This window comes from Bradyrhizobium sp. ERR14 (assembly GCF_014198235.1).
Lineage (GTDB): Bacteria > Pseudomonadota > Alphaproteobacteria > Rhizobiales > Xanthobacteraceae > Bradyrhizobium.
Genome location: NZ_JACIHD010000004.1, coordinates 389,759 through 410,917, shown reverse-complemented (window position 1 = coordinate 410,917; position 21,159 = coordinate 389,759). Strand labels below are relative to the sequence as shown.

Sequence of the window (21,159 nt, the reverse complement as noted above, 5' to 3'; positions counted from 1 at the left end):
TCGCATCGATTTTCCCACTAAATTGGTGTGCAATGGACCCGTGGCTGCGATCCGCGATCGACTACATCGGCTCCTGGATCGAATTCCAACTGACGACGATCCAGCAGCCAGGCGTCATCGTCGCATTCGCCCATCGCGGCGAGATCGTCGCCGAGCATGCGTTCGGCCTTGCCAATCTCGACACCGGCGAGAAGCTCACCCCGCGCCACCGCTTCCGCATCGCCTCCCATTCCAAGACCTTCACCTCGGCCGGCATCATGAAGCTGCGCGAGCAGCGCAAGCTCCGGCTCGACGACACGGTCGGCCAATATGTCGGCGGGCTGCATCCGCGCGTCGCCGAGACCACGATTGCACAGGTGCTCTCGCACAGCGCGGGTCTGACGCGCGACGGCGCCGATTCCGGCCAGTTCATCGACCGCCGTTCCTATCTCAACGCGAAAGAGTTACTTGCGGAATTGAAGCTGCCGACCGCGATCGAGCCCGCCACCCGCTTCAAATATTCCAATCACGGCTTTGGCCTGCTCGGCCTCGTCATCGAGGCGGTGACCAAGCAGCCCTACTCAGCCTGGATCAAGCGCGAGATCGTCGAGCCTGCGGGCCTGCGCGCAACCGAGCCGGACGCGCCGCTGCCCAAAGGCGCGTCGTTCGCGCGCGGCCACACACGAAAGCTGCCATTCGGCGAGCGATGCGTGATCCCCGGCGACAATCCCGCACAGGCGATGGCGTCCGCCGCCGGCTTCGTTGCGACTGCCGGCGACACCGCACGCTTCTTCGCGCAGCTTGCGCCCAATGCGAAGAAGAGCGTGCTCTCGGTCGCGAGCCGCCGCGAGATGACGCGACACCATTGGCGTATCCCGCAGAGCTTCGAGGGCTATTACGGCCTCGGCGTCAACGCCGGCAAGACCGACGGCTGGGACTGGTTCGGCCATGGCGGTGGCTTTCAGGGCTACATCTCCCGGACCTGCGCCATCCCCGCTTGCGAGCTCACGATCAGCATCCTCAGCAACTCCATCGACGGCGCGGCGCCGTTCTGGATGGACGGCGCGATGCAGATCTTGCGCGTGTTCAAGACGCGCGGCACGGCCGACCGTCGCCTGCGCGACTGGACCGGCCGCTGGTGGACGATCTGGGGCGCGAGCGACCTCGTGCCGATAGGCAACCGCGTGCTCGTCGCCAATCCGCAATTCAACAATCCGTTCATGGATGCCGCCGAGATCGAGGTCACCGGCCGCGACACCGGCAAGCTCGCCTGGGCTGCGGGCTATTCCAGTCATGGCGAGCCGGTGCGCCGGATCCGCGACAAGCGTGGCAGGATCAGCGAGGTCTGGATCGCCGGCGCCAACGTCAAGCCTGCGAGCGTCGTGGCGAAGGAGATCGCGCGCCGCTATCCGCCGCGCAAACGGAGGCCTCTTTAATCGGAGCATGATCCTATCGGAAAACCGCTATACACTTTTCCGGATCATGCTCTATTCCCTGATCAGCGCCTCGACCTCGCTGCGAAACGCCTGCCGCGAGCCGCCTTGCGAATAGAACATGTGGCCGCCGGGATAAACGGCGAACTTCACGCGCTGCGTCGCAAAGGCCGGCATCTGATCGAGCACCCGCTTCGTTCCGAAATAGGGCGTGGCAAGGTCGAACAGGCCGTGCGCGACCAGCACGTTCAGTTTCGCGTCGGTGGCGAGGATCTGGCGCAGCTCGGATACCGATTGCGGCGGGTTGATGCCACGACCGAAATCCCAGTGACCTTCCACACTGCCGTTCAGGACTTCATAGGAGCCGTCGGGCCGCCAGTTGAGCTTGCGCGTGAGCACGTCGACCGCGGCGCTCGTCAGCGGCGCCTGGAGTGCGTCGCCCGAGGGGTCGCCGAACCGCGAGCTGCTCGAATCCGGATAGGGATCGAAGCCGCGCACGGAGGCGTCGTAACGTCCCGTCACCTTGCCGTTCTTGCGGTCGAATTCGCGGCGGAATTCACCGACGTCGAAACGGCCGGCGAGCCGGCGGCTCACCGCCTGGTCGATGCCGGTAAGCGCGGCGACCTTGTCGGCAAGACGATTGGTGGCCTCCTTGTCCGCCTCGCCCTTGACGAGGTCGGCCAGGAATTCCCCGCGCGCGTAGGCCTCGACGTCGGCGAGATCGGCGCGCTTGACCGGCCCTTTTGCCTCGCGCGCCACCGCCACATAGCTCGGCAGCGTCGCGACATATTGCAGGAGGCTGGTGCCGGTGAACTCGCGGAAATCCAAGAGCGGCGACACCAGGATCAGGCCCTTGACGCCGACGCCGTGCTGGAGCTGCAACTGGCGCACGACCTTCGGCCCGCGAATACCGCCATAACTCTCGCCCGCGACGTATTTCGGCGAGGTCAGGCGGTCGTGCTTCTCGAGCCAGCGGCGGATCACCAGCGCGATCGCGTTGACGTCGCCGTCGACGGAGTAAAACGACTTGCGTGCGTCCTCGCCGCTCGCAATGAAGCGGCTGTAGCCGGTGCTGACGGGATCGATGAAGACGAGATCGGTGAAGTCGAGCCAGGTCTCCGCGTTCGGCTTCACCTCGGGCGAGGCTGACGGCGATAGCGCTTCGCCGTCGAGCGGCAGCCGCCATGGACCGGCCGCGCCGAACTGGAGCCACGCCGAGGACGCGCCGGGCCCGCCATTGAACAGGAACGTGACCGGGCGCGTGGCGCGGTCGGCGCCGTCGAGCTGGTAGGAGGTATAGGCGATGTCGGCCAGCGGCTCGCCCTTGCCGTCGAACACGCGGATGGAGCCGGCGGTCGCGGCGAAATTGAGGGTGCGGCCGGGCAGATCCAGCGTCTGCTTCGTGGTCGAATCCGCGGGGAGACGGTGCGGCTCGGCCGCGGACGGCGAGGCCTGCGTCGCGCTTTGCGGATTGGCGGCGCGCCCACCCTTCTGTGCCGCTGGCGATGCCGCCTCGGAGCGCGGCTGCGGCGGATCATCCGCGCGCGCGACGCTCGCGAGCGCGGCCGCGGACACGGCCAGCGCGAGCCCGGTTCGTCGCAGCGTCGGCAAGATCGTGAACATGATCGTTCTCCCTGCCCGGCTGTCACAGCCGGTGCGCATCAAAGCTAGCGCGGAATTGCGACGCTTTGCGGGATCACCGGCCCGATGGGCAAGTAAGGCGCCCGGGCCGGCTCAAATCAACCCGTTTTGTTCTCCGGATCGACAATCGCCCGTTTGCCTTGAGACCCGGTCATCCTCGACAATGCAGGGCCACCTCGTATAGACGAGCCCGGCGGAACTTCCTCCAGCCAGCGGCCTGCCTGACAAGCCATGACCAAGCCCCAGCGATACGAACGCATCGCCTTCGTCGCCAGCCCGAGCAGCGAGGCGCAGACCGCCTTCAGCCAGCTCACCAGGGACTATGGCAATTGCGACCCCAGGGAGGCCGACGTCGTGGTCGCACTGGGGGGCGACGGGCTGATGCTCCAGACGCTGCACCAGAACATGCGCACGGGAAAGCCGATCTACGGCATGCATCGCGGCACCGTCGGCTTCCTGATGAACGAATACGCGACGCACGATCTGCGCACGCGGCTCGAGACGGCGCATGAATCCGAGATCAATCCGCTCCTGATGCGTGCAACCGACGTCAATGACCGCGTCCATTTGCACCACGCCATCAACGAGGTCTACCTGTTCCGGCAGACCTCGCAGGCGGCGCGCCTGCGGATCCTGATCGACGAGCGCGAGCGCATGCCCGAGCTGATCGCCGACGGCATCATCGTGGCAACGCCGGCCGGTTCGACGGCCTACAATCTGTCGGCGCAGGGACCGATCCTGCCGATCAACGCCGCCCTTCTGGCACTGACCCCGATCAGCGCCTTCCGCCCGCGCCGCTGGCGCGGGGCGCTGCTGCCCAACACCGCCTATGTCGTGATCGAGGTGCTGGAGGACGACAAGCGTCCGGTCGCGGCCGTCGCCGACCATGAGGAGGTCCGCAGGGTCCGGCGGGTCGAGGTCCTGTCCGACAAGAGCATCTCGATGCGCATGCTGTTCGACCCCGGCCACAGCCTGGAAGAACGCATTTTGCGCGAGCAGTTCGGCTACTGAGCCCCTGCCCCCGCACGCTGCGGGAGCCCGGTCGCAACCCTTCGTTAACCCTCGCCACGATATGGTTAACGAAGGTTGACCGCTTTGGCCCGGGCGTCATGTTCCGTATCGACTTCAACAAGCTGCGCTTCCTCGTCTGCGACGACAATCCGCACATGCGCCGCATCCTGCGGACGCTGCTGCATTCCTTCGGCGCGCGCGAGGTCTATGAGGCCGAGGACGGCGCCACCGCGCTCGAAATGTACAGCCATTACGTGCCTGACATCGTCATCACCGACTGGGCCATGCCGATCTTCGACGGGCTCGAGCTGGCGCAGATGATCCGGCAGCCGGAATCCAAGGGCAACCCCTACGCGCCGATCATCATGCTGACCGGCCATTCCGAGAAGCGCCGCGTCACCGTGGCGCGCGATGCCGGCGTCACCGAATTCCTTGCCAAGCCGATCTCGGCCAAGGGACTCTATCAGCGCATCCTCAACGTGGTCGCCAATCCCCGCCCCTTCATCAAGACCAAGACCTATTTCGGGCCGGACCGGCGCCGCAACACCAATTCCGCCTATATGGGCCCCGAGCGCCGCGTCGGCGAAAAGCACGAGGTGCTCCAGCAGCCCTCGCTGCTCGACAAGGCCCGCTCATCCATCTAGCGCAACGTCTTCAGACGAGGCAGGCATCATGGCGAAGAACAGCGCAAAGGACATCGAGGTCACGGCCTTCGCCACGCATCAGATCATCACGCAGCCCAACCCGCTGCGGAAAGTCCTGCGCCGGGTCGAAGACAAGGACATGGACGATCCGATCGGCCGCGCCGAGCAGGCGCTCGCGGGCCTGTCCGGCGAATTCAAGGATTGGATGACGACCGAGGTCAACCGTCTCTCGGCCGCCTATGTCGCCATCCGTAATGACGGCTTCACCAAGGAGCGGCGCGACGAGCTGTTCCGCGCCGCGCATGACATCAAGGGCGACGCCGCGACCTTCGGCTATCCGGCCGCGGCCGGAATCGCGGAGAGCCTGTGCCGCGTCATCGAGCACGCGCCTGATCTGGAAAAGGTGCCGGCCGAATTGTTCACGCACCACATCAACGCCATCCTCGCCATCGTGCACGAGAACACCAGGCTCGACAGCATCAGCGTCTCCGCCGAGCTCAGCCGCCGCCTGCGCAAGGTCGCCGACGATTATCTCACCCAGGTCAACCGCGACCGCCCCGAGCATCTCGAGGTAATCCTCGCGCCGAGCATAGCGCCGGCGGAGTAAAGGCCCGTCTTTTTCATCTCGTGGGAGGCTGCTCCATCCGCACGGGCAGCATCTTAGGGTGGGCAAAGCGAAGCGTGCCCACGATTCATCTCGAATCATACTGATAGGTCGTGGGCATGGCGCTGTGCGCCTTTGCCCACCCTACGGCAGCTCGCTACGCGGCAATCAGATCGCCATACAGCGGATCGATCGTATCATCCGCGACCAGCTCGTCGCAGAACAGCCTTGCTTCCTCCCGCGCGGACTCCGTGGCGAAGCGGCGGAGCAGGACCATCAGCGGCTCGGTGACGCCGCGGTCGGTCTCGCAATGGGTGAGCACGCGCTCGACCATGCGCCGACGCAGCCGCACCGCTCCGTCGTCGCTGTCGACGAAGCCCTGCTCGTGGCAGGCATCGAGCGCGACCTGGAACGCCGCGAACGTCGCCTCGGGAAGCCCGGCGCGGCGCAGCAGCGCGTGCAGGCTGTTGCCGCCGCGGTCGTGCAGCAGCGCGGTGACGCGCGCCAGCGGCAGGTCGGCGAGCTCGGCCAGCGCCGCGTCGAACAAATCGAGATTGCTCGACAACAGCGCGCGCAAGATGAGGCCTGCCGTGAGCTGGCCGGTGATGCGCAGGTGCCGCACCAGGCCCTGCATGTCCTCGCCGCGCGAGCGCGATGCGATGTTCATGGTGGAACGGTCGCGCGCCTCGAGCGCGATGCGTTCGGCGCGGTCGGCGCTGAGCCAGTTCCGCGCCACGACGAATTGCGCCAGCGTCTCGGAGAGCTTCGCCACCAGCGCGGCACGCGTTGCGGACGGCAGATCGTCCAGCACCAGCATCGCCTCGCGGATCGCGGCGAGATGGCCGTGGCGCTCGACGATGCGGTCCCAGGAGAATGGTGCAAGCTCGGCGTTGGGATTTTCGATCAGCTCCAGCGCGGCCGCCGCGCAGCCGACTTCGGCGATAGCGGCGCAGACCGAGACCGGCAGCGCGATGCGGCGTGCGACCGCGCATTGCACCTCGTCATTGCCGGTCGCGACGATGTCGACGAGATCGGCATCGATCAGCAGCGGGGAATGTTCGAGCACGGGCAGCGCGACGGTCGGCTGGTCCGCCGACAGCGCCCGCACGATCGAGGCCGGCGCATCCGTGCTGCGCGCAAAAGCCTCGGCCATCGCCTGCCGCACCAGCGGCGAGGGATCGTCGAGCTGCATCAGAAGCGCGCCTTCGGCGGCGAGGCGGTCGTCGGTCGAAAGATCTGATATCAGCCAGGCCCGGGCCAACGCCCGTGTGGCCTCGGCCCGCTCGCCGGCGGGCGCCGTCCTGATCCAATTGATAAACTGCCGAACAATCATGCTGCTTCCGGCTTACACAACAAACGAAAATGGCGACGGCTCGTCACCTGCAACACAAAATAAACCACGACGCTTAACAAAGCGTTCACCATAACTGGCTGGTTTTATTGACGTTTTGTTAAGGGAACAGAGGCGCTGCAGCGCGTCCGGGACACGAGAGCGGGGTCAGCTCGAGAACGTGCCGCTGCGATCGCTGAACAGATCGAGCGGCTGCGGCGGACGCACATCCGGCGTCGCGGATGCAACTGAGGTCGCTGGTGCGACCGACGTGAGCGAGGCGTTGTTGCCCCACAATTTCTGCACTGTGGTCGAGACCGGCTGCGTGGCATCGCCGGGCTGATAGATCGAACGAAACACCGGCGCGGTCGGGGCATTGTCCGCAACCGTCGTCGGCGATGTCGCACTGACGGGCGTCACCGCGCGTGTGTTCGGGAAGGTCTGGAGATAGGCGGCGTTGTCGATAACAGGCGCGGTGGGCTGCACGCCGCTCGCGCTCGCAACCTCCGTGGTCGACGGCGTGCCGCCATACATCGCCATCGCGCTGCGGGTCGTTTTTGAATTGGCCGCGCTGGCGTAGCGCGCGTCCAGCACCGAATAGACTTCGGAGACGCTGCGGGCGCGGCCGTCCCTGGCGTAGAAGATCGAGCGGTTGGCAGATGCCGCATTGGGAAACAGCCGCGCGCCAACCGCTTGCGGATTGTCCTCGGCATTGGCGATCAGCTTTGCGGCGCCACCGACGCCCATGAAATGCGCCATGTAGAGTTCGCTGTCGCTCGGCCTGCGCCCGAGCAGGCCCGTCAACTTGAAACTGTTCGACTGCGTCAGCGCCGCCGCCATGCTGGAGGCGGCCTCGGGATCGTCGCGCAGCTTCATGATCGACCGCTTCATCGCGGGATCGTCGACGGCGTAGCCGCCCGACGTCGTCCTGGAGATCGCGTTGGCATAATTGCCATAGCCGAGCTGGGGGCCGGCCTCCTTCACCGTGCCGAGCCAGGTCTGGTCGATGAACTGGTAGAGCCCGTGCGCGGACGACGTGGTGGCTCCCGCCGTCGGATCGAAATCCGATTCCATCTTGGCGGTGGTCAGCATGTACTGGAAGCTGACGCCTGAAACATTCGAGGCCTGCTTGATCGCACCGGCGACGCGCGCCCGCGACGGATCGAGAACCGCCGTCTGCGTGGCACTGGAATTGTCGACCGACATGATGAAGTGCTCGCCCCGCGCGGCGTTGAGCAGCGCCAGCAATTCGGCGCCCGTCGTCTCACCGTGGGACAGGTATGGTTAATGCGGGGTTAATTCGGGGGGCGACCGCTCTCCGAGTCATTCCGGGGCGCGCGTAGCGCGAACTATGGCGCGCAGTTGCGCACCTGAGAATCTCGAGATTCCGGGTTCGGCTCTTTGAGCCGCCCCGGAATGACGGAAGTCATTTCTTGTAGACCGCGTCCGGATCGAACAGCCGCTCCGCATCGGCGATGACCAGCTTCGCCCCGCCGCCTTCGGCCTCGACCTTGCGATAAAAGCACGACCTTCGCCCGGTGTGGCAGGCCGCGCCGATCTGCTCGACACGGATCCAGACTGCGTCCTGGTCGCAATCGGTGCGCATCTCGATCACGCGCTGGGTCTGCCCCGAGGTCTCACCTTTTCGCCACAAGGCATTGCGCGAGCGGCTGAAGTACCAGGCCTCGCCGGTCGCGATCGTCTTGCGCAGCGCCTCCTCGTTCATGTGCGCGACCATGAGCACGTCACCGGAGGCGACGTCGGTCGCGACGCAAGTCACGAGGCCGCTCGCGTCGAACTTGGGCAGGAAGGACAGGCCTTCCTCGATCTCATGGGAGTGGGCGGACACAGCGACCTCGCTAGAGCATGATCCGGAAAAGTGTGAAGCGGTTTTCCGAAAAGATCATGCTCAAACAACAGAGCTTTGCGAGGTCAGCGCTGCAGGCCTCGCACCAGGGACAGGAAACGGGCTTGCTCCGCCGGGTTGTCGCGGAACATGCCGGTGAAGCGGCTGGTGAAAGTGGAGGCGCCATGCTTGGCGACGCCGCGCACCGACATGCAGGTATGCTCGGCCTCGATCAGCACCGCGACGCCGCGCGGCTTGAGGACCTCGTCGATCGCAGCCGCGATCTGCGCCGTCAGATGCTCCTGGGTCTGGAGCCTGCGGGCGAAGATGTCGGTGAGGCGCGCGAGCTTGGACAGGCCGACAACACGTTCCACCGGCGTATAGGCGATGTGCGCCCTGCCGTAGAACGGCATCATGTGATGCTCGCATTGCGAGGTGAACTCGATGTCGCGCACCAGGACGAAATCGTCATAGCCCGCGGTCTCGCCAAAGGTGCGGTCGAGCACTTCGGCCGGGCATTGGTGATAGCCCTGATAGAGCTCGTCGAAAGCCTCGACCACGCGGCGCGGCGTGTCGAGCAGGCCCTCGCGCTCGGTGTTCTCGCCGATATAGGCGAGCAACGTCTTCACCGCCTGTTCGGCCTCGGCACGCGCCGGGCGCGGTTGGTCGGCGCGGACGGCGGCCGCGAGGAATTCGGCAGGGTCAAGCTCGGCCGGGCGGCTCTCGGGCTGCCGGTCGGAGGGCTTGTTGGGGCGGATGGATTTGATGGTCGCGTCCATGTCTACTCCGTTCGACGGCCTTTCGGCCGGAGTGTCACCGGCAGACGGGGCGGCATGCCGCCGGACGCCTGAAGAGAACAGTTGAATCCGGCGAAAAGGTCCTCACCTCTCCCGTCGGCCGCATGGCCTGTCGCCACCGCCGCTGGACTGTTTTTCCGCCAGTTCCGACCCTATATAGGACCGTGGACGGCGCCCGCCAAGGCCGATCCGATGCGGAAGTGCTGGACCCCATCACATGCTGAACGACATCTACAACAAGCGGATCATCGAATTGGCCGGGAATATTCCGCGCCTCGGACGGCTGCCCGACCCCGATGCCTCCGCCACCGCCCACTCCAAGCTGTGCGGCTCGACCGTGAAGGTCGATCTCAAGATGGAGGGCGACAGGGTCACCGACTTCGCCCATGACGTGAAGGCCTGCGCGCTCGGACAAGCCTCCTCATCCATCATGGCAAGTCGCATCGTCGGCTCGACTGCGAGCGAACTCCGTGAGTTACGCGAAACTGTTCGCAAGATGCTGAAGGAGAACGGTACGCCTCCTGAAGGCAAATGGGAGGAGATCAAGTTCCTCGAGCCGGTCCGCGACTACAAGGCGCGGCACGCCTCGACGCTCCTGACCTTCGATGCGGTGGTCGACGCCATTGGCCAGATCGAAGCCAAGGCCAAGCAGCCGGCTGCGGCGCAGGGCTGAACTTCCCCAGGTCATTCCGGGGCGTCGCCAAGCGACGAACCCGGAATCATGATCAAGATTTCAGAGCTTACTTCTGCGTCGCCGGAGCCGGCGCGGCCACGCCGCCGGTCGGCACCAGGGCTTCCGCTGTCTTGGTCGACTTGGCAGCTTGCGACTGCTCCGGTTCCGCGCCGAACCTCGCCTGCGTCTTCGGCGCAAGCTCGGCCATTGCCGGGGCGGAGATGTCCACATGCGGCAGCACGTCGGCGACGAGATCGGTGGTCACGAGATTGGTGAGCTTGAGCTCGCCGGCGTCCAGCTCATGCAGGTCTTCCCAGGGCGGCACGCTGAGCGCGAGCGACAGCAGATCGCCGGCTCCGCCCATGTCGAAGGTGTATTTGGCGAGCCGGCCGATGTCGCGTTCGACGATCATCAGGTCCTGCGCGCTGTAGCTCGCCGCCTTCGCATCGTCGGCGCGGTCGCCCATCCAGATCTGATGGACGCGGACATGGGCAGCTTCCGGCACGTAGCGCTTCTTGCCGGCCAGCAGCAGGAACACGCACATGGATTCGCAATAGGCCTCTGGCGCAACCGCCGGGCGGCCAGACTGCCCGCCGCGGAGACTTACGCCGACCGTGGTCAGGAGTCCGAGATTGCGGAAACGTCGGCCGAGGGTGATCGCGTCGTTGACGGAACCGCCGCTGGAATCGAGCACCACGGTGGCGCCGCCGAGCTGGCGTCCGCGGGAAAACTCCTCGAAATCCTTCGGTGTGTCAGCGGTGATGATGCCGACCGCGCTGACCCAGCCGCGGCAGTTCGGCTCGCAGGCAATCCAGTTGAACTTCATCGGCAGCTTGCGCTCTTCGAGAGCAACACCCGCGCGAGCCGATGACCCGAGTGTCGCGACGGCGCCAGCCAGCACGACTCCACAGACGGCGGTTCCCACCAGCAACCAGCCGCGAAGATTAAGGGAGTTCAGAAGTCTCAATCTGGTTCCTTCCCCAAGCCCCTAAGGTCCCCAACAATCCTTGGTAGCGCCCTCTGAGTCCATCATACAGGCGTATGTTTCTACACATGGACGTCACAAAAATGGTATCCGTGGGAATACAGATCGTCCACAGGTACTTGCTGCACTGCTCCCAAAAAGCACGCAAAATATGGCGCGCAAACAACAGCTTACAGTTCCCTGCGCCGGAACTGTGCAACACCTCGATCAACATCGCAGCAAAGCGCCCATGAAGCATTCAGCCTGCGAGCATTGTTCCAATCCGGTCGAAGGTGTGCTCCGGCTCCCGCGCAGATTCGGCCGTGCGCTGATCTGGCTCTACCGGCACACGCTGTCGCCCCTGGTTGGTTACAATTGCCGGCATCTGCCGACCTGCTCCGTCTATGGCGACGAGGCGATCGAACGCTTCGGTCTCTGGGCCGGCGGCTGGATGACGCTCGCGCGCCTGCTCCGCTGCAATCCGTTCGGCACGTCGGGCATCGACAATGTACCGCTCACCGCACCGCCAGACGCACACTGGTATCTGCCATGGCGTTACGGCCGTTGGCGCGGCGTCAATGCATCCTGAGAGTGCCGCGATGCTTTGCGCATCGGTGGCCTGAGGGGAACCGTAAGGGTTCTTCCCGCGTTGTTTTGATGCTCCCCCGGGAGGAAACAACAATGCGCTGGAAAATCAGCCCTCATCTTCACTTTAGGCCTTTTCACTTCGGGCTTTCTCACTTCAGGCCTAGGCCCACCCCCGGCTCCAGGCGGCACCACGACCCCAGAACCTTGGATCTGCTCGCGATCGTCGCCTTGCTGGCGCTCGTGCTTGGCTCCGGCTGGTATCTGGCGACGATTTTAGCCACCGCGCCGAGCACGACTGCGTTCATCGTGCCGAGCCAGAGCGTGCACTGGTGATTAGCGGAACCAGTAAAAGCGCCCGGGCGACGGCGGGATCGGCTCGGGCGGCCGCAGCCGTTTCGGACGCGGCGGCTTCGGCGTCGGATCGGCCGACGAGGTGGCCTCCCCGCCCGGCGCTGTTTCGGTGCCCGGCACCCTCACCGCCAGCAGCAAATTGGACTCGTGCATCCGCCAGCGGTAGCCGACGCCGAAATCGATCGGCTGGGCCCGGGTGAACAACTCGGCGTAGCGCTCCTGGTAGCGGCCGGGGAATTCGTCGATCGGCCCGAGATAGCGGCCGAACGGGAAGAACCGCCATTGCCGCGCGCCGTAGTTCGCAAGCGGAATCCCGGAATCGTCCTGGATGATGGTGGCGCTGTTGGCAAGCAACCAGTCGCGAACGACGGTGAAGTTTCCGGAGTGCATGAGATAGGACGCGCTCTTGAGCAGGCTGTTGCCGGGCCCGAGCGTCTCGCAGAATTTCAAGAATCCGGTGTTGCGCGCGCCGGAATTGGAAAGATCGGTCGAGAAATAATACAGCGTGCGCGTTTCCCCGTCGCTGCCGGCGAAGGTGATGCGAACGCCGCGCGTCGCGTTACGGCCCGGATTGTCGTCGCCGACACGCAAGCCCCCCTTGTCGTCGAGCGCGATCATCTCGACGTTGCGGATGGTCTTGCCGGAGCGCGCCAGGAAAACATAAAGGATCGGCAAGGTGCCGTTGACCTGGTTGGTATGCAGGTCGACCTTCATCTGCTTGGTGATGAAGAAGGAAAAGCTCAGGATCGAGCCGAGCGAGCGCTCGACATTGTAGAGCGCCGCGCCGACCGCGCCGCGCGGCAGCCGCGTCAAATCGGGCACGGCGCCAACCGGCTCCAGCGCGCCAAGCACGTAGGTGCTGGCCTTGGAATAGAAGGCGTTGGCGTAGAGAAAATCGGGACCGCTGAACATGTAGAACATGGTCGGCCGGGGCGCGGCGAGATTGACGTCGGCCCAATCGCGGATCTTTGAGAGCTGGCGCTGTTCGAGCTGGGCGAAGGCGCCGTCGAAGAATTTTGCGTGGCGCTGCCAGCCTGGGTCCTTCGTGAGCGCCACCAGTGGCGAGTCCGCCGAAGGCTGCATGCCCGCGAGGAAGCGCGCGGTGTCATCGAAGGTGGCGTCGGCGGCGCGGGCGGACGAGACGGCAGCGGCCAGCAGGGCAAGAGCTGTGGCCGCAATTCTGAGGGGACGAAACATGTCTATGCGCGATCGTGTGAATTGCCAGCGGCGACCGGCCGCCTGCGGAAAACAGCATAAATCACTAGGCCCGAGAGCATGACGAGCATCCCCGCGAGCGACTGCAGCGGCCGCTCGGTCAACAGGTAGTACATCATGAACGCAGTCACGAGCAGGAAAACCAGGGGCGTGAACGGGTATCCCCAGGCGCGATAGGGCCTCGGCAAATCGGGATCGGTGATGCGCAGCTTGATGACGCCGGCGACCGTGAAGAACGAGCAGAACAACAGTGCGAACTGGATGAAGTCGAGCACCGCCTCGAAGCTGCGCGTGAACAGCAGCAGATTGGCGACGGCGAGCTGAAACAGGATCGCATAGGCCGGCGCGCCGCTCGCCGATCGCTTCGAGAACACGCGTAAGGCGGGAATGTCCTCCCCCATCGTCATCATCACGCGCGGGCCGATCCACATCATCGCGCTGATCGAGGAGATCAGGCCAACGCAGATCATCGCGCCGACGATCCGACCGCCGAGGCTGCCGAAGATGGCGCTACCGGCGACGCTGGCGACATCGAGCTGACCGGCAAGCGCACCGACCGGCGTCGAATGGAGAAACACTGCATTCAGCGCGACGTACAGCACGAGCACGATCAGCGTGCCCGCCAGCAGCGCGCGCGGCAGATTCCGCTGCGGCATGTTCATCTCGCCGATGATGTAGGTCGCGGCGTTCCAGCCCGAGAACGAATACATCACGAAGACCAGCCCGATCGCAAACGGCGCGCTGACGATGTGGGCGAGATCGCCCGGCTGCGGCGCGAACGTGATCGGTTGCGGGGCAGCGATGACGAAGCCGGCGACCAGGAAGGCGACGATCAGCGCGACCTTGATGATGGTCGCGATCAGCTGAAAGGTCGAGGAATGCCTGACGCCGGTCAGTTGCACGAGCGAAACCAGCCACACCACGGCGATGGCGAGCGGGATCGGCGGCAGATCGGGCACGACCGATTTGGCGTATTCGCCGAACGCCATCGCGGCGAGCGCGACCGGCGCTGCGAAGCCGACCGTCGCCGACACCCAGCCGGCGAGAAAGCCGAAGGCGGGATGATAGGCGCGACCGAGGAAATTGTACTCGCCGCTCGAGCGCGGAAACATCGCCCCGAGCTCGCTATAGGCGAACACCCCGCACAGCGCGACGATGCCGCCGACGGTCCACAGCAGCAGGATCGAGAAGCCGGACGGGATGTCCTTGACCTGGAAGCCGAGGCTGGTGAAGACGCCGACCCCGATCATGTCGGCCACGACGATGGCGGTTGCGACCAGAACTGAGACCCCGGTCCCGCTTCCGGTCAGCCGGCCAGTCCAGGGCGCGGTTCCCGCATTTGATGCCGTCATCGGGGTCCTTAACCTCAGGCGTCGTGCCTCATGGGCGCATCGTGCAGGTTGGCCCAGTCAATTCAAGCAGGGTTAACAAGGGCTAAATGAGGCGACGGAAGTGGGTATTTGAGCACCGCTTATTCTGCTCCCAAGCGCTAAAGCTGCGCCAGCCCCGGGAAAGCCCGTCCCCCTCCCCCACAATCAGGACACGATTGCATGGTCCTTTTGAGCGTTCCGGATGTGGGGAAGTTCTCCGGACGCTTAACGTCACCTAAACGCCGGTCGGCTCAATTGTCTCTTAATACGCCGATGGACGTGACTTTGGGGTCATGGGTGGATGGTCGGGGCCGTTCCGAAATTGAGAGCTGACATGCGTGCCGACCGGACGTCGTCCGGTGCGCGCGGGCATGCGCTCCGGGTCGGCCTGATCTCAGCCTTGGTGCCGCTGTCGCTGACACTGGTTCAATGCGGCAAGGCGCCCAATCCGGCGGCCCTCGCGGCGAATTCGCAGGCCAATGTTCAGGTCGTCGCGAAGACAAATCAGCAAGTCGCGAGCGGCGACACGTTCGAGGATCGCTTCCCCGCCCCGCAATTCGGGGAGCGCTTCCCCTCGGCGAGCGAGAGTTTTCTGCAGCGGCAGATGTCGGACTTCTCGCCGAAGCGGGCCGTGCAGCAACCGCCCCCGGAGCAGGCCCCCTACAAGGTCGCTTCGCTCGAGCCGCAGGTCCCCTACAAGCGTTCGCCCCGCGACGACCTGACGACGCTCGTCAGCATGAAGTCGTCGGCCTTCCCCTATTTCGGCAACAACCCCGCCTCCGACGCGCCGTTCCTCAACGTCGCCAAGGGCGACCGCCGCGGCCATCGCAGCTATTCCGGTCGCGTGTTCTGGCTGGACGAGACCTACAATGACAGCCGCGTGCTGATGCACGTGCCCGAGCATTTCGACGTCCGCAAGCCCGGCGTGATCGTGGTGTTCTTCCACGGCAATGGCGCAACGCTCGAACGCGACGTGCGTGATCGCCAGCTGGTGCCGAAGCAGATCACCGATTCCGGCGCCAATGCCGTGCTGCTCGCCCCGCAGATGGCCGTCGATGCCGCCGATTCCAGCGCCGGCAAGTTCTGGCAACCTGGCGGCTTCAAGCGCTTCATGGCGGAATCGGCCGACCACCTCGCCCGCGTCACCGGCGATCCCAACAGCGCCCGCGCCTTCGCCAACATGCCGATCGTGATCGTCGGCTACAGCGGCGGCTTCCTGCCGACGGCCTGGAGCCTCGAGGTCGGCGGCATCAGCGACCGCGTCCGCGGCGTCGTGCTGCTCGACGCCGTCTATGGCGAGATGGACAAGTTCGCGTCCTGGATCGAGAACCACCGTTCCGGCTTCTTCGTCAGCGCCTATACCCGCCACACCGCGCGGCGCGATCGCGAGCTGATGAGCATGCTCCGCCAGAAGGGCATCAGTGTCGCAGAGGACATGGACGGTCCCTTGCGTCCCGGCAGCGTGGTGTTCGTCGAGACCGGCGAGGGCATCACCCATCGCGACTACGTCACCCGCGCCTGGACGCGGGATCCACTCAAGGATGTGCTGGTGAAGATGTCGGCGACGCCGGCGCTGGCGCTGACCCGCGTCGCCACCAGTTCCGGCGCATCGAGCCGATAGCTTTGGATGTTGGTCCAGCCGGTGTCCAGCTGCATTGCCTGCAATTCCCTCAGGCTCTGATCAAAATGTAATGTTGATGGCCGACATCCCCGGGTGCCACCGGATTGCTTCCGACCGCAAGGCTCATACTTTGCCGGCCAGTTTGTGATTGGAATTCGGTGGGGACAGGCAGTGCGTCAGGGATTGTACAAGGTCGACTTCCATACCGTTCATGGAACGGGCTGCGGCGTCGTCTATGTGATGGATGGCAAGATGCGAGGGGGCAATTCCGCTTTCGCCTTCATCGGCACCTATACGGGCGAAGGCGACAGCATCAAGGTCAAGATCTCGACCCAGCGCTACAACGACGACCCCTCCTTCAAGGCTCTGTTCGGCACCGACCGGATCACGCTGGCGCTCGCCGGCCGGGAGGACGGCGACAACGCCGAATTCGAAGGCAACGCCTTGCAGGCGCCGGGCGTTGCCTTCCGGGCCGTGCTGAGCCGGATCAGCGACTGAGCATCAGCTCATCCGGTATTGCTCTTGTAAGTATTAGCTCTTGGGCAGCTTCGGAATGCTCTCGGCAAAGCCGTTGAAGCAAGCCAGCCGCTCGTCCTCTTCCTTCAAAAAGCGGCAATCGGCGTAGCCCTTGGCCTTCGCCGGCTTCGGCTTCGGCGCCGGCGCGATCACCGCGTCGTAGCAGTTGAGGCGGTCCTTGGTGCCGTCGTCGAGCTCGAGGCAGGCCTGGAGCCGGGCCGCGATCGATTGCGGCTTGCCCTTCGCCGCTGCGGCCGGCTTGGCCGCTGCCTCTTTCGTCCCCTTGGGCTTGACCTGCACCAAGGGCTTGTCCCCCACCATCGGTGGCTTGTCGGCTTGCGCAAACGCGGAGGCTGAATAGAGCACCGCGGCAACCGCCAGAATCATCCTCATTTCAGTCAACTCTCTTTGGTCCCCATGACCGGCGTTCTAGCGCTCCCGCGCGCGGTTTGCCAAGCACATTGCGTACACGAAGCCGCGGGATTCAGGCCGTTGGCCGGGGCCGGGTCAGGACCACCAGGATCAGCGCCAGCACGACGAAACCGACCGCGACGAAGCCGAGCGCATGCAGGAGTTCGCGGGCGAACAGCAGCCCGCCGACGGCGGAGCCGACCGCCTGGCCGATATAGAGGACGGACGTATTGAGCGCGACGGTCGCCGATGCCAGCCGCGGCGCGGCCGCGACCAGCCGCACCTGCTGCATCGAATTGGTCGAGGCAAAGCCGAGGCCCCAGATCGCGACTCCGACCGTCATGAAGGCTAGCGTGCCGGCGCCGAGCGCCCAGCCCGTGATGCCCGCAAGCAGCAGGCAGGTGAACAGCAGCGAGGTCCGATAGGGGCCTGAGGTGTCGACGATGCGGGTGGCGATGACGACGCCGAGGAAGCCGCAGACGCCGTAAAGCGCGAACACCATGCCGACCGCATCGGGACCGGCACCGGTGAGCTTCTTGAGCAACGGGCCCATGAAGGTGAACACCACGAACTGCCCCGACATTTGCAGCATGGTGATCGCCAGCAGCAGCAGAATTGTGCTGTTGCGGCCGACGTCGCGCCAGGTCTTCAGGTCCACCGGCGCGCCTTTCAGGCCTCCCGGCAGACGCAGCAGCAACAAGAGGAAACTGATGCAGCCGAGCACGCCGATCTCGCCATAGGCTGCGCGCCAGCCATAGCGGCTGGCGATGAAGGTGATCAGCGGAAGGCCAACGGCGGCAGCCAGCGACCAGCCGAGGAAGATATAGGCGATGGTGCTGCCCCGCCGCTCCACCGGCACGATCAACGCCGCCGTGCCGGCGGCCTGCGGCGTGTAGAGCGCACCGACCGCGAGCATCACGAGACGGATGGCGAGGAGGCTAGTGTAATCGGGTGCAAAGGCCGAGCCGAGATTGCCGAAGGCGAGCACCGCCAGCGTCGTCGTGAGCAGCGTCCGCCGTTCGATGCGGCTTGTCAGCCAGGCCGTCAGCGGCGAGCCGATGCACAGCGTGATCGCGCCGAAGGTGATGAGGAGCCCGGCCGCGTGAATGCTGACGTCGAGCCCCGTCGCCAACTCCGGCAGCATGCCCGCCGGGGCCAGGACCGAGCAGCCGGTGACGAGATTGCCGAGCATCAAGGCGGTTGGCGCGAAACGCGGGGCGCGTGCATTTTCCATGCAAGTGCATGTAGAGCAGCCGCCGGGCCAGTTAAAGGGCCGGTGCGAAATAGTTCGTGCGCACGTCCGTTTTATGCGCCGATTTTCTTGGAATTGCCGGATTGCGCAGGCCGAATCGCCTGATATATCGCTCGTTCCCGCTTACCTGCGCTCGTTCGCAGGAGTGAGCCTCAGGAGAAAAGCAATGACTGACCAGTCCAAGGACCAGCCGAAGTCCGAATCCGGCTTCCAATATTCCCTCAGCAATCTGAAGCCCGTGACCCCCGCCGCCAAAGTTACCCTCACCTTTCCGGACGGCGCCCAGCGTCAATACGACCAAAGCATCACCGGCCTCGATATCGCCAAGGGCATCTCGCCGTCGCTGGCCAAGCGCACGGTCGCGATGGCGCTCGACGGCGTCGTCGCCGACCTCAACGATCCCATCGAGGCCGACGCCAAGCTCGAGCTGATCAGCCGCGACGATCCGCGCGCGCTCGAATTGATCCGCCACGATTGCGCCCACGTGCTGGCTGAGGCCGTGCAGACGCTGTGGCCGGGTACGCAGGTCACCATCGGTCCCGTGATCGAGAACGGCTTCTATTACGACTTCTTCCGCAACGAGCCGTTCACGCCGGAAGACTTTGCCGCGATCGAGAAGAAGATGCGCGAGATCATCGCGCGCGACAAACCCTTCACCAAGGAAGTCTGGGACCGCGAGAAGACCAAGCAGGTGTTCCGCGACAAGGGCGAGGCGTTCAAGGTCGAGCTGGTCGACGCCATTCCCGGCACCGAGCCGATCAAGATCTACTATCAGGGCGACTGGTTCGATCTGTGCCGCGGCCCGCACATGACCTCGACCGGCAAGGTCGGCAACGCCTTCAAGCTGATGAAGGTGGCCGGCGCCTACTGGCGCGGCGACAGCAACAACCCGATGCTGACCCGCATCTACGGCACCGCCTTCGCCAAGCAGGAGGATCTCGACGCTTATCTCAAGCAGATCGAGGAAGCCGAGAAGCGCGACCATCGCAAGCTCGGGCGCGAGCTCGACCTCTTCCATTTCCAGGAGGAAGGTCCGGGCGTCGTGTTCTGGCACCCCAAGGGCTGGACCATCTTCCAGCAGCTGATCGCCTATATGCGCCGGCGCCTGACCGGCGACTACAGCGAGGTCAACGCGCCTCAGATCCTCGACAAGGTGCTGTGGGAGACCTCGGGCCATTGGGGCTGGTACCGCGAGAACATGTTCGCGGCGCAGTCGGCCGGCGACGAGGCAGAGGACAAGCGCTGGTTTGCGCTCAAGCCGATGAACTGCCCGGGTCACGTGCAGATCTTCAAGCACGGCCTGAAGAGCTACCGCGACCTGCCCTTGCGCCTCGCCGAGTTCGGCGTGGTGCATCGCTATGAGCCCTCCGGCGCCATGCACGGCCTGATGCGCGTGCGCGGTTTCACCCAGGACGACGCGCACATCTTCTGCACCGAGGACCAGCTCGCCGAAGAGTGCCTGAAGATCAACGAGCTCATCCTGTCCACCTATGCCGATTTCGGCTTCACCGGCGATCTCACGGTGAAGCTGTCGACGCGGCCGGACAAGCGCGTCGGCACCGACGAGATGTGGGATCACGCCGAACGCGTGATGGCCACCGTGCTGCGCGAGATCCAGTCGCAGAACAATCACATCAAGACCGAGATCAACCCGGGCGAAGGCGCCTTCTACGGGCCGAAGTTCGAATATGTCCTGCGCGATGCCATCGGCCGCGACTGGCAGTGCGGCACCACGCAGGTCGACTTCAACCTGCCGGAGCGGTTCGGCGCTTTCTACATCGACCATGACGGCGGCAAGAAGCCGCCTGTCATGGTGCACCGGGCGATCTGCGGCTCGATGGAGCGCTATATCGGCATCCTGATCGAGCACTATGCCGGCAACTTCCCGCTCTGGCTGTCGCCGGTGCAGGCGGTGGTCACCACCATCACCTCGGAAGGCGACGAGTACGCCAAGGTGGTGATGGAGCAGGCACGCCGCGCCGGGCTTCGGGTCGAGATCGACCTGCGCAACGAAAAGATCAACTACAAGGTCCGCGAGCACTCGCTGGCCAAGATCCCCGCCCTGCTCGTGGTCGGCAAGAAGGAGGCCGAGACGCATTCGGTCTCGGTCCGCCGCCTCGGCAGCGACGGCCAGAAGGTGATGACGACCGAGGAGGCGATCGCCGCCCTGGTCGACGAGGCAACCCCGCCCGACGTCAAGCGGGTGCGGGGCGCGGTCTAATCCCTGAAATCGATCTAAACTCGCTTCCGGTTGCGGGCGTGCATGCTTATCTCCGCATGGCACGCCCGACGACCAGTTGAAGAGGATCTCCCAGTGCCCGACGCCATCGAACTCCTGAAGACCCGCCGCTCGGTCAAGCCGCGCGAGATGACCGGGCCTGGCCCCTCCGCGGCCGAGCTCGAGACCATCCTCACCATCGGCGCCCGTGTGCCCGACCATGGCAAGCTGGCGCCCTGGCGCTTCATCATCTTCGAGGGCGACGCCCGCCAGCGCGCCGGCGAGGTGATCGCGAAGGTGTTTGCCCGGAAAAATCCCGGCGCGCCCGCCGCCGACGTCGAGATTGAGCGCAAACGCCTCACCGACGCGCCGCTGGTGATCGGCATCGTCAGCTTCACCAGGCCGCACCCGAAGGTGCCGGCGTTCGAGCAGGAATTGTCGGCCGGCGCCAGCGCCATGAACATCGTCACGGCCGCGACCGCGCTCGGCTACGGCGCCTGCTGGCTGACCGGCTGGTTCTCGTTCGATCGCGAGGTGCTCGATGGCCTCGGCCTCAAGCCGGACGAAAAGCTCGCCGGCTTCATCCACGTGGGCACGCCGACCAAGCCGAGCGAAGACCGTCCGCGGCCGTTCCTTTCGGAAATCGTGACGCGTTTTTAATCGAAGGCTTGTTGACGCCTCTGGCGTCTTGCGGC

Annotated in this window: 21 protein-coding genes; 11 read left to right on the top strand and 10 right to left on the bottom strand. The window is 65.0% G+C overall.

Translation table 11 applies throughout. The features are described from left to right. Positions 1-32 precede the first annotated feature (32 nt). On the top strand, positions 33-1,415 hold the full coding sequence (locus GGD62_RS15185) for a serine hydrolase (protein ID WP_183708936.1): 1,383 nt from the start codon (positions 33-35) through the stop codon (positions 1,413-1,415). Positions 1,416-1,466: 51 nt separating this feature from the next. On the opposite strand, the gene GGD62_RS15180 is transcribed toward GGD62_RS15185, so the two are convergent. Then, positions 1,467-3,035: a S10 family peptidase gene (locus GGD62_RS15180; RefSeq protein WP_026202697.1), complete on the bottom strand. Its 1,569-nt coding sequence runs from the start codon at positions 3,033-3,035 to the stop codon at positions 1,467-1,469. A gap of 249 nt (positions 3,036-3,284) precedes the next feature. Here GGD62_RS15180 and GGD62_RS15175 point away from each other — a divergent pair, with 249 nt between their 5' ends. The 3 genes from GGD62_RS15175 (at position 3,285) to GGD62_RS15165 (ending at position 5,315) form a co-directional block, all read left to right on the top strand. Beyond that, positions 3,285-4,064 carry an NAD kinase gene (locus GGD62_RS15175; protein ID WP_018322166.1) on the top strand — a complete coding sequence of 260 codons (780 nt, stop codon included), beginning with the start codon at positions 3,285-3,287 and terminating at the stop codon, positions 4,062-4,064. 98 nt (positions 4,065-4,162) lie between these two features. After that, on the top strand, positions 4,163-4,708 hold the full coding sequence (locus GGD62_RS15170) for a response regulator (RefSeq protein WP_008549760.1): 546 nt from the start codon (positions 4,163-4,165) through the stop codon (positions 4,706-4,708). Between the two features lie 28 nt (positions 4,709-4,736). Then, positions 4,737-5,315, top strand: a complete 579-nt coding sequence (locus GGD62_RS15165; protein WP_018322165.1) for an Hpt domain-containing protein — start codon at positions 4,737-4,739, stop codon at positions 5,313-5,315. Between the two features lie 154 nt (positions 5,316-5,469). Here the strand turns inward: GGD62_RS15165 and GGD62_RS15160 are convergent, their stop codons facing one another. From GGD62_RS15160 to folE, 4 genes are all read right to left on the bottom strand, one after another. Continuing rightward, positions 5,470-6,645: a DUF2336 domain-containing protein gene (locus tag GGD62_RS15160; protein ID WP_092260354.1), complete on the bottom strand. Its 1,176-nt coding sequence runs from the start codon at positions 6,643-6,645 to the stop codon at positions 5,470-5,472. Between the two features lie 165 nt (positions 6,646-6,810). Beyond that, positions 6,811-7,890 (bottom strand): lytic transglycosylase domain-containing protein, encoded by a 1,080-nt coding sequence (locus tag GGD62_RS15155; RefSeq protein ID WP_183708935.1) that lies wholly within the window; start codon positions 7,888-7,890, stop codon positions 6,811-6,813. Positions 7,891-8,068: 178 nt separating this feature from the next. After that, positions 8,069-8,491, bottom strand: coding sequence for a phosphoribosyl-AMP cyclohydrolase (gene hisI, locus GGD62_RS15150; RefSeq protein WP_183708934.1), 423 nt, complete (start codon positions 8,489-8,491; stop codon positions 8,069-8,071). A gap of 83 nt (positions 8,492-8,574) precedes the next feature. Beyond that, positions 8,575-9,267, bottom strand: a complete 693-nt coding sequence (folE, locus tag GGD62_RS15145) for a GTP cyclohydrolase I FolE (protein WP_018322161.1) — start codon at positions 9,265-9,267, stop codon at positions 8,575-8,577. A gap of 235 nt (positions 9,268-9,502) precedes the next feature. Here folE and GGD62_RS15140 point away from each other — a divergent pair, with 235 nt between their 5' ends. Further along, positions 9,503-9,958 (top strand): iron-sulfur cluster assembly scaffold protein, encoded by a 456-nt coding sequence (locus tag GGD62_RS15140; protein ID WP_183708933.1) that lies wholly within the window; start codon positions 9,503-9,505, stop codon positions 9,956-9,958. Between the two features lie 67 nt (positions 9,959-10,025). Here the strand turns inward: GGD62_RS15140 and GGD62_RS15135 are convergent, their stop codons facing one another. After that, a complete protein-coding gene (locus GGD62_RS15135) occupies positions 10,026-10,925 on the bottom strand; it encodes a hypothetical protein (RefSeq protein ID WP_179734357.1) in 900 nt (299 codons plus the stop codon). Positions 10,926-11,172: 247 nt separating this feature from the next. Here GGD62_RS15135 and yidD point away from each other — a divergent pair, with 247 nt between their 5' ends. After that, complete coding sequence (gene yidD, locus GGD62_RS15130; protein ID WP_183708932.1) at positions 11,173-11,511, top strand: membrane protein insertion efficiency factor YidD; 339 nt, start codon at positions 11,173-11,175, stop codon at positions 11,509-11,511. Positions 11,512-11,603: 92 nt separating this feature from the next. Next, on the top strand, positions 11,604-11,843 hold the full coding sequence (locus tag GGD62_RS41660; RefSeq protein WP_183708931.1) for a hypothetical protein: 240 nt from the start codon (positions 11,604-11,606) through the stop codon (positions 11,841-11,843). Here GGD62_RS41660 and GGD62_RS15120 read toward each other — a convergent pair whose 3' ends face one another. Together GGD62_RS15120 and GGD62_RS15115 are read right to left on the bottom strand one after the other, a co-directional pair. Beyond that, on the bottom strand, positions 11,844-13,058 hold the full coding sequence (locus GGD62_RS15120) for a hypothetical protein (protein ID WP_183708930.1): 1,215 nt from the start codon (positions 13,056-13,058) through the stop codon (positions 11,844-11,846). Positions 13,059-13,060: 2 nt separating this feature from the next. Beyond that, positions 13,061-14,428, bottom strand: a complete 1,368-nt coding sequence (locus GGD62_RS15115) for an APC family permease (RefSeq protein WP_018322155.1) — start codon at positions 14,426-14,428, stop codon at positions 13,061-13,063. 352 nt (positions 14,429-14,780) lie between these two features. Between GGD62_RS15115 and GGD62_RS15110 the strand changes: the two genes are divergently transcribed. Next, positions 14,781-16,067, top strand: a complete 1,287-nt coding sequence (locus tag GGD62_RS15110) for an alpha/beta hydrolase (protein ID WP_246800106.1) — start codon at positions 14,781-14,783, stop codon at positions 16,065-16,067. Positions 16,068-16,238: 171 nt separating this feature from the next. Then, positions 16,239-16,565, top strand: a complete 327-nt coding sequence (locus tag GGD62_RS15105; RefSeq protein ID WP_038950525.1) for a GrlR family regulatory protein — start codon at positions 16,239-16,241, stop codon at positions 16,563-16,565. A gap of 33 nt (positions 16,566-16,598) precedes the next feature. Here the strand turns inward: GGD62_RS15105 and GGD62_RS15100 are convergent, their stop codons facing one another. Both GGD62_RS15100 and GGD62_RS15095 read right to left on the bottom strand, forming a co-directional pair. Continuing rightward, entirely contained in the window at positions 16,599-16,976 is a 378-nt protein-coding gene (locus GGD62_RS15100) for a hypothetical protein (protein ID WP_092260373.1), read from the bottom strand. Between the two features lie 91 nt (positions 16,977-17,067). Further along, positions 17,068-18,228, bottom strand: coding sequence for an MFS transporter (locus tag GGD62_RS15095; protein WP_183708928.1), 1,161 nt, complete (start codon positions 18,226-18,228; stop codon positions 17,068-17,070). A gap of 184 nt (positions 18,229-18,412) precedes the next feature. Here GGD62_RS15095 and thrS point away from each other — a divergent pair, with 184 nt between their 5' ends. Both thrS and GGD62_RS15085 read left to right on the top strand, forming a co-directional pair. Next, positions 18,413-20,467, top strand: a complete 2,055-nt coding sequence (gene thrS / locus GGD62_RS15090) for a threonine--tRNA ligase (RefSeq protein WP_018322151.1) — start codon at positions 18,413-18,415, stop codon at positions 20,465-20,467. Between the two features lie 93 nt (positions 20,468-20,560). After that, on the top strand, positions 20,561-21,124 hold the full coding sequence (locus tag GGD62_RS15085) for a nitroreductase (protein WP_018322150.1): 564 nt from the start codon (positions 20,561-20,563) through the stop codon (positions 21,122-21,124). Positions 21,125-21,159: the final 35 nt, after the last annotated feature.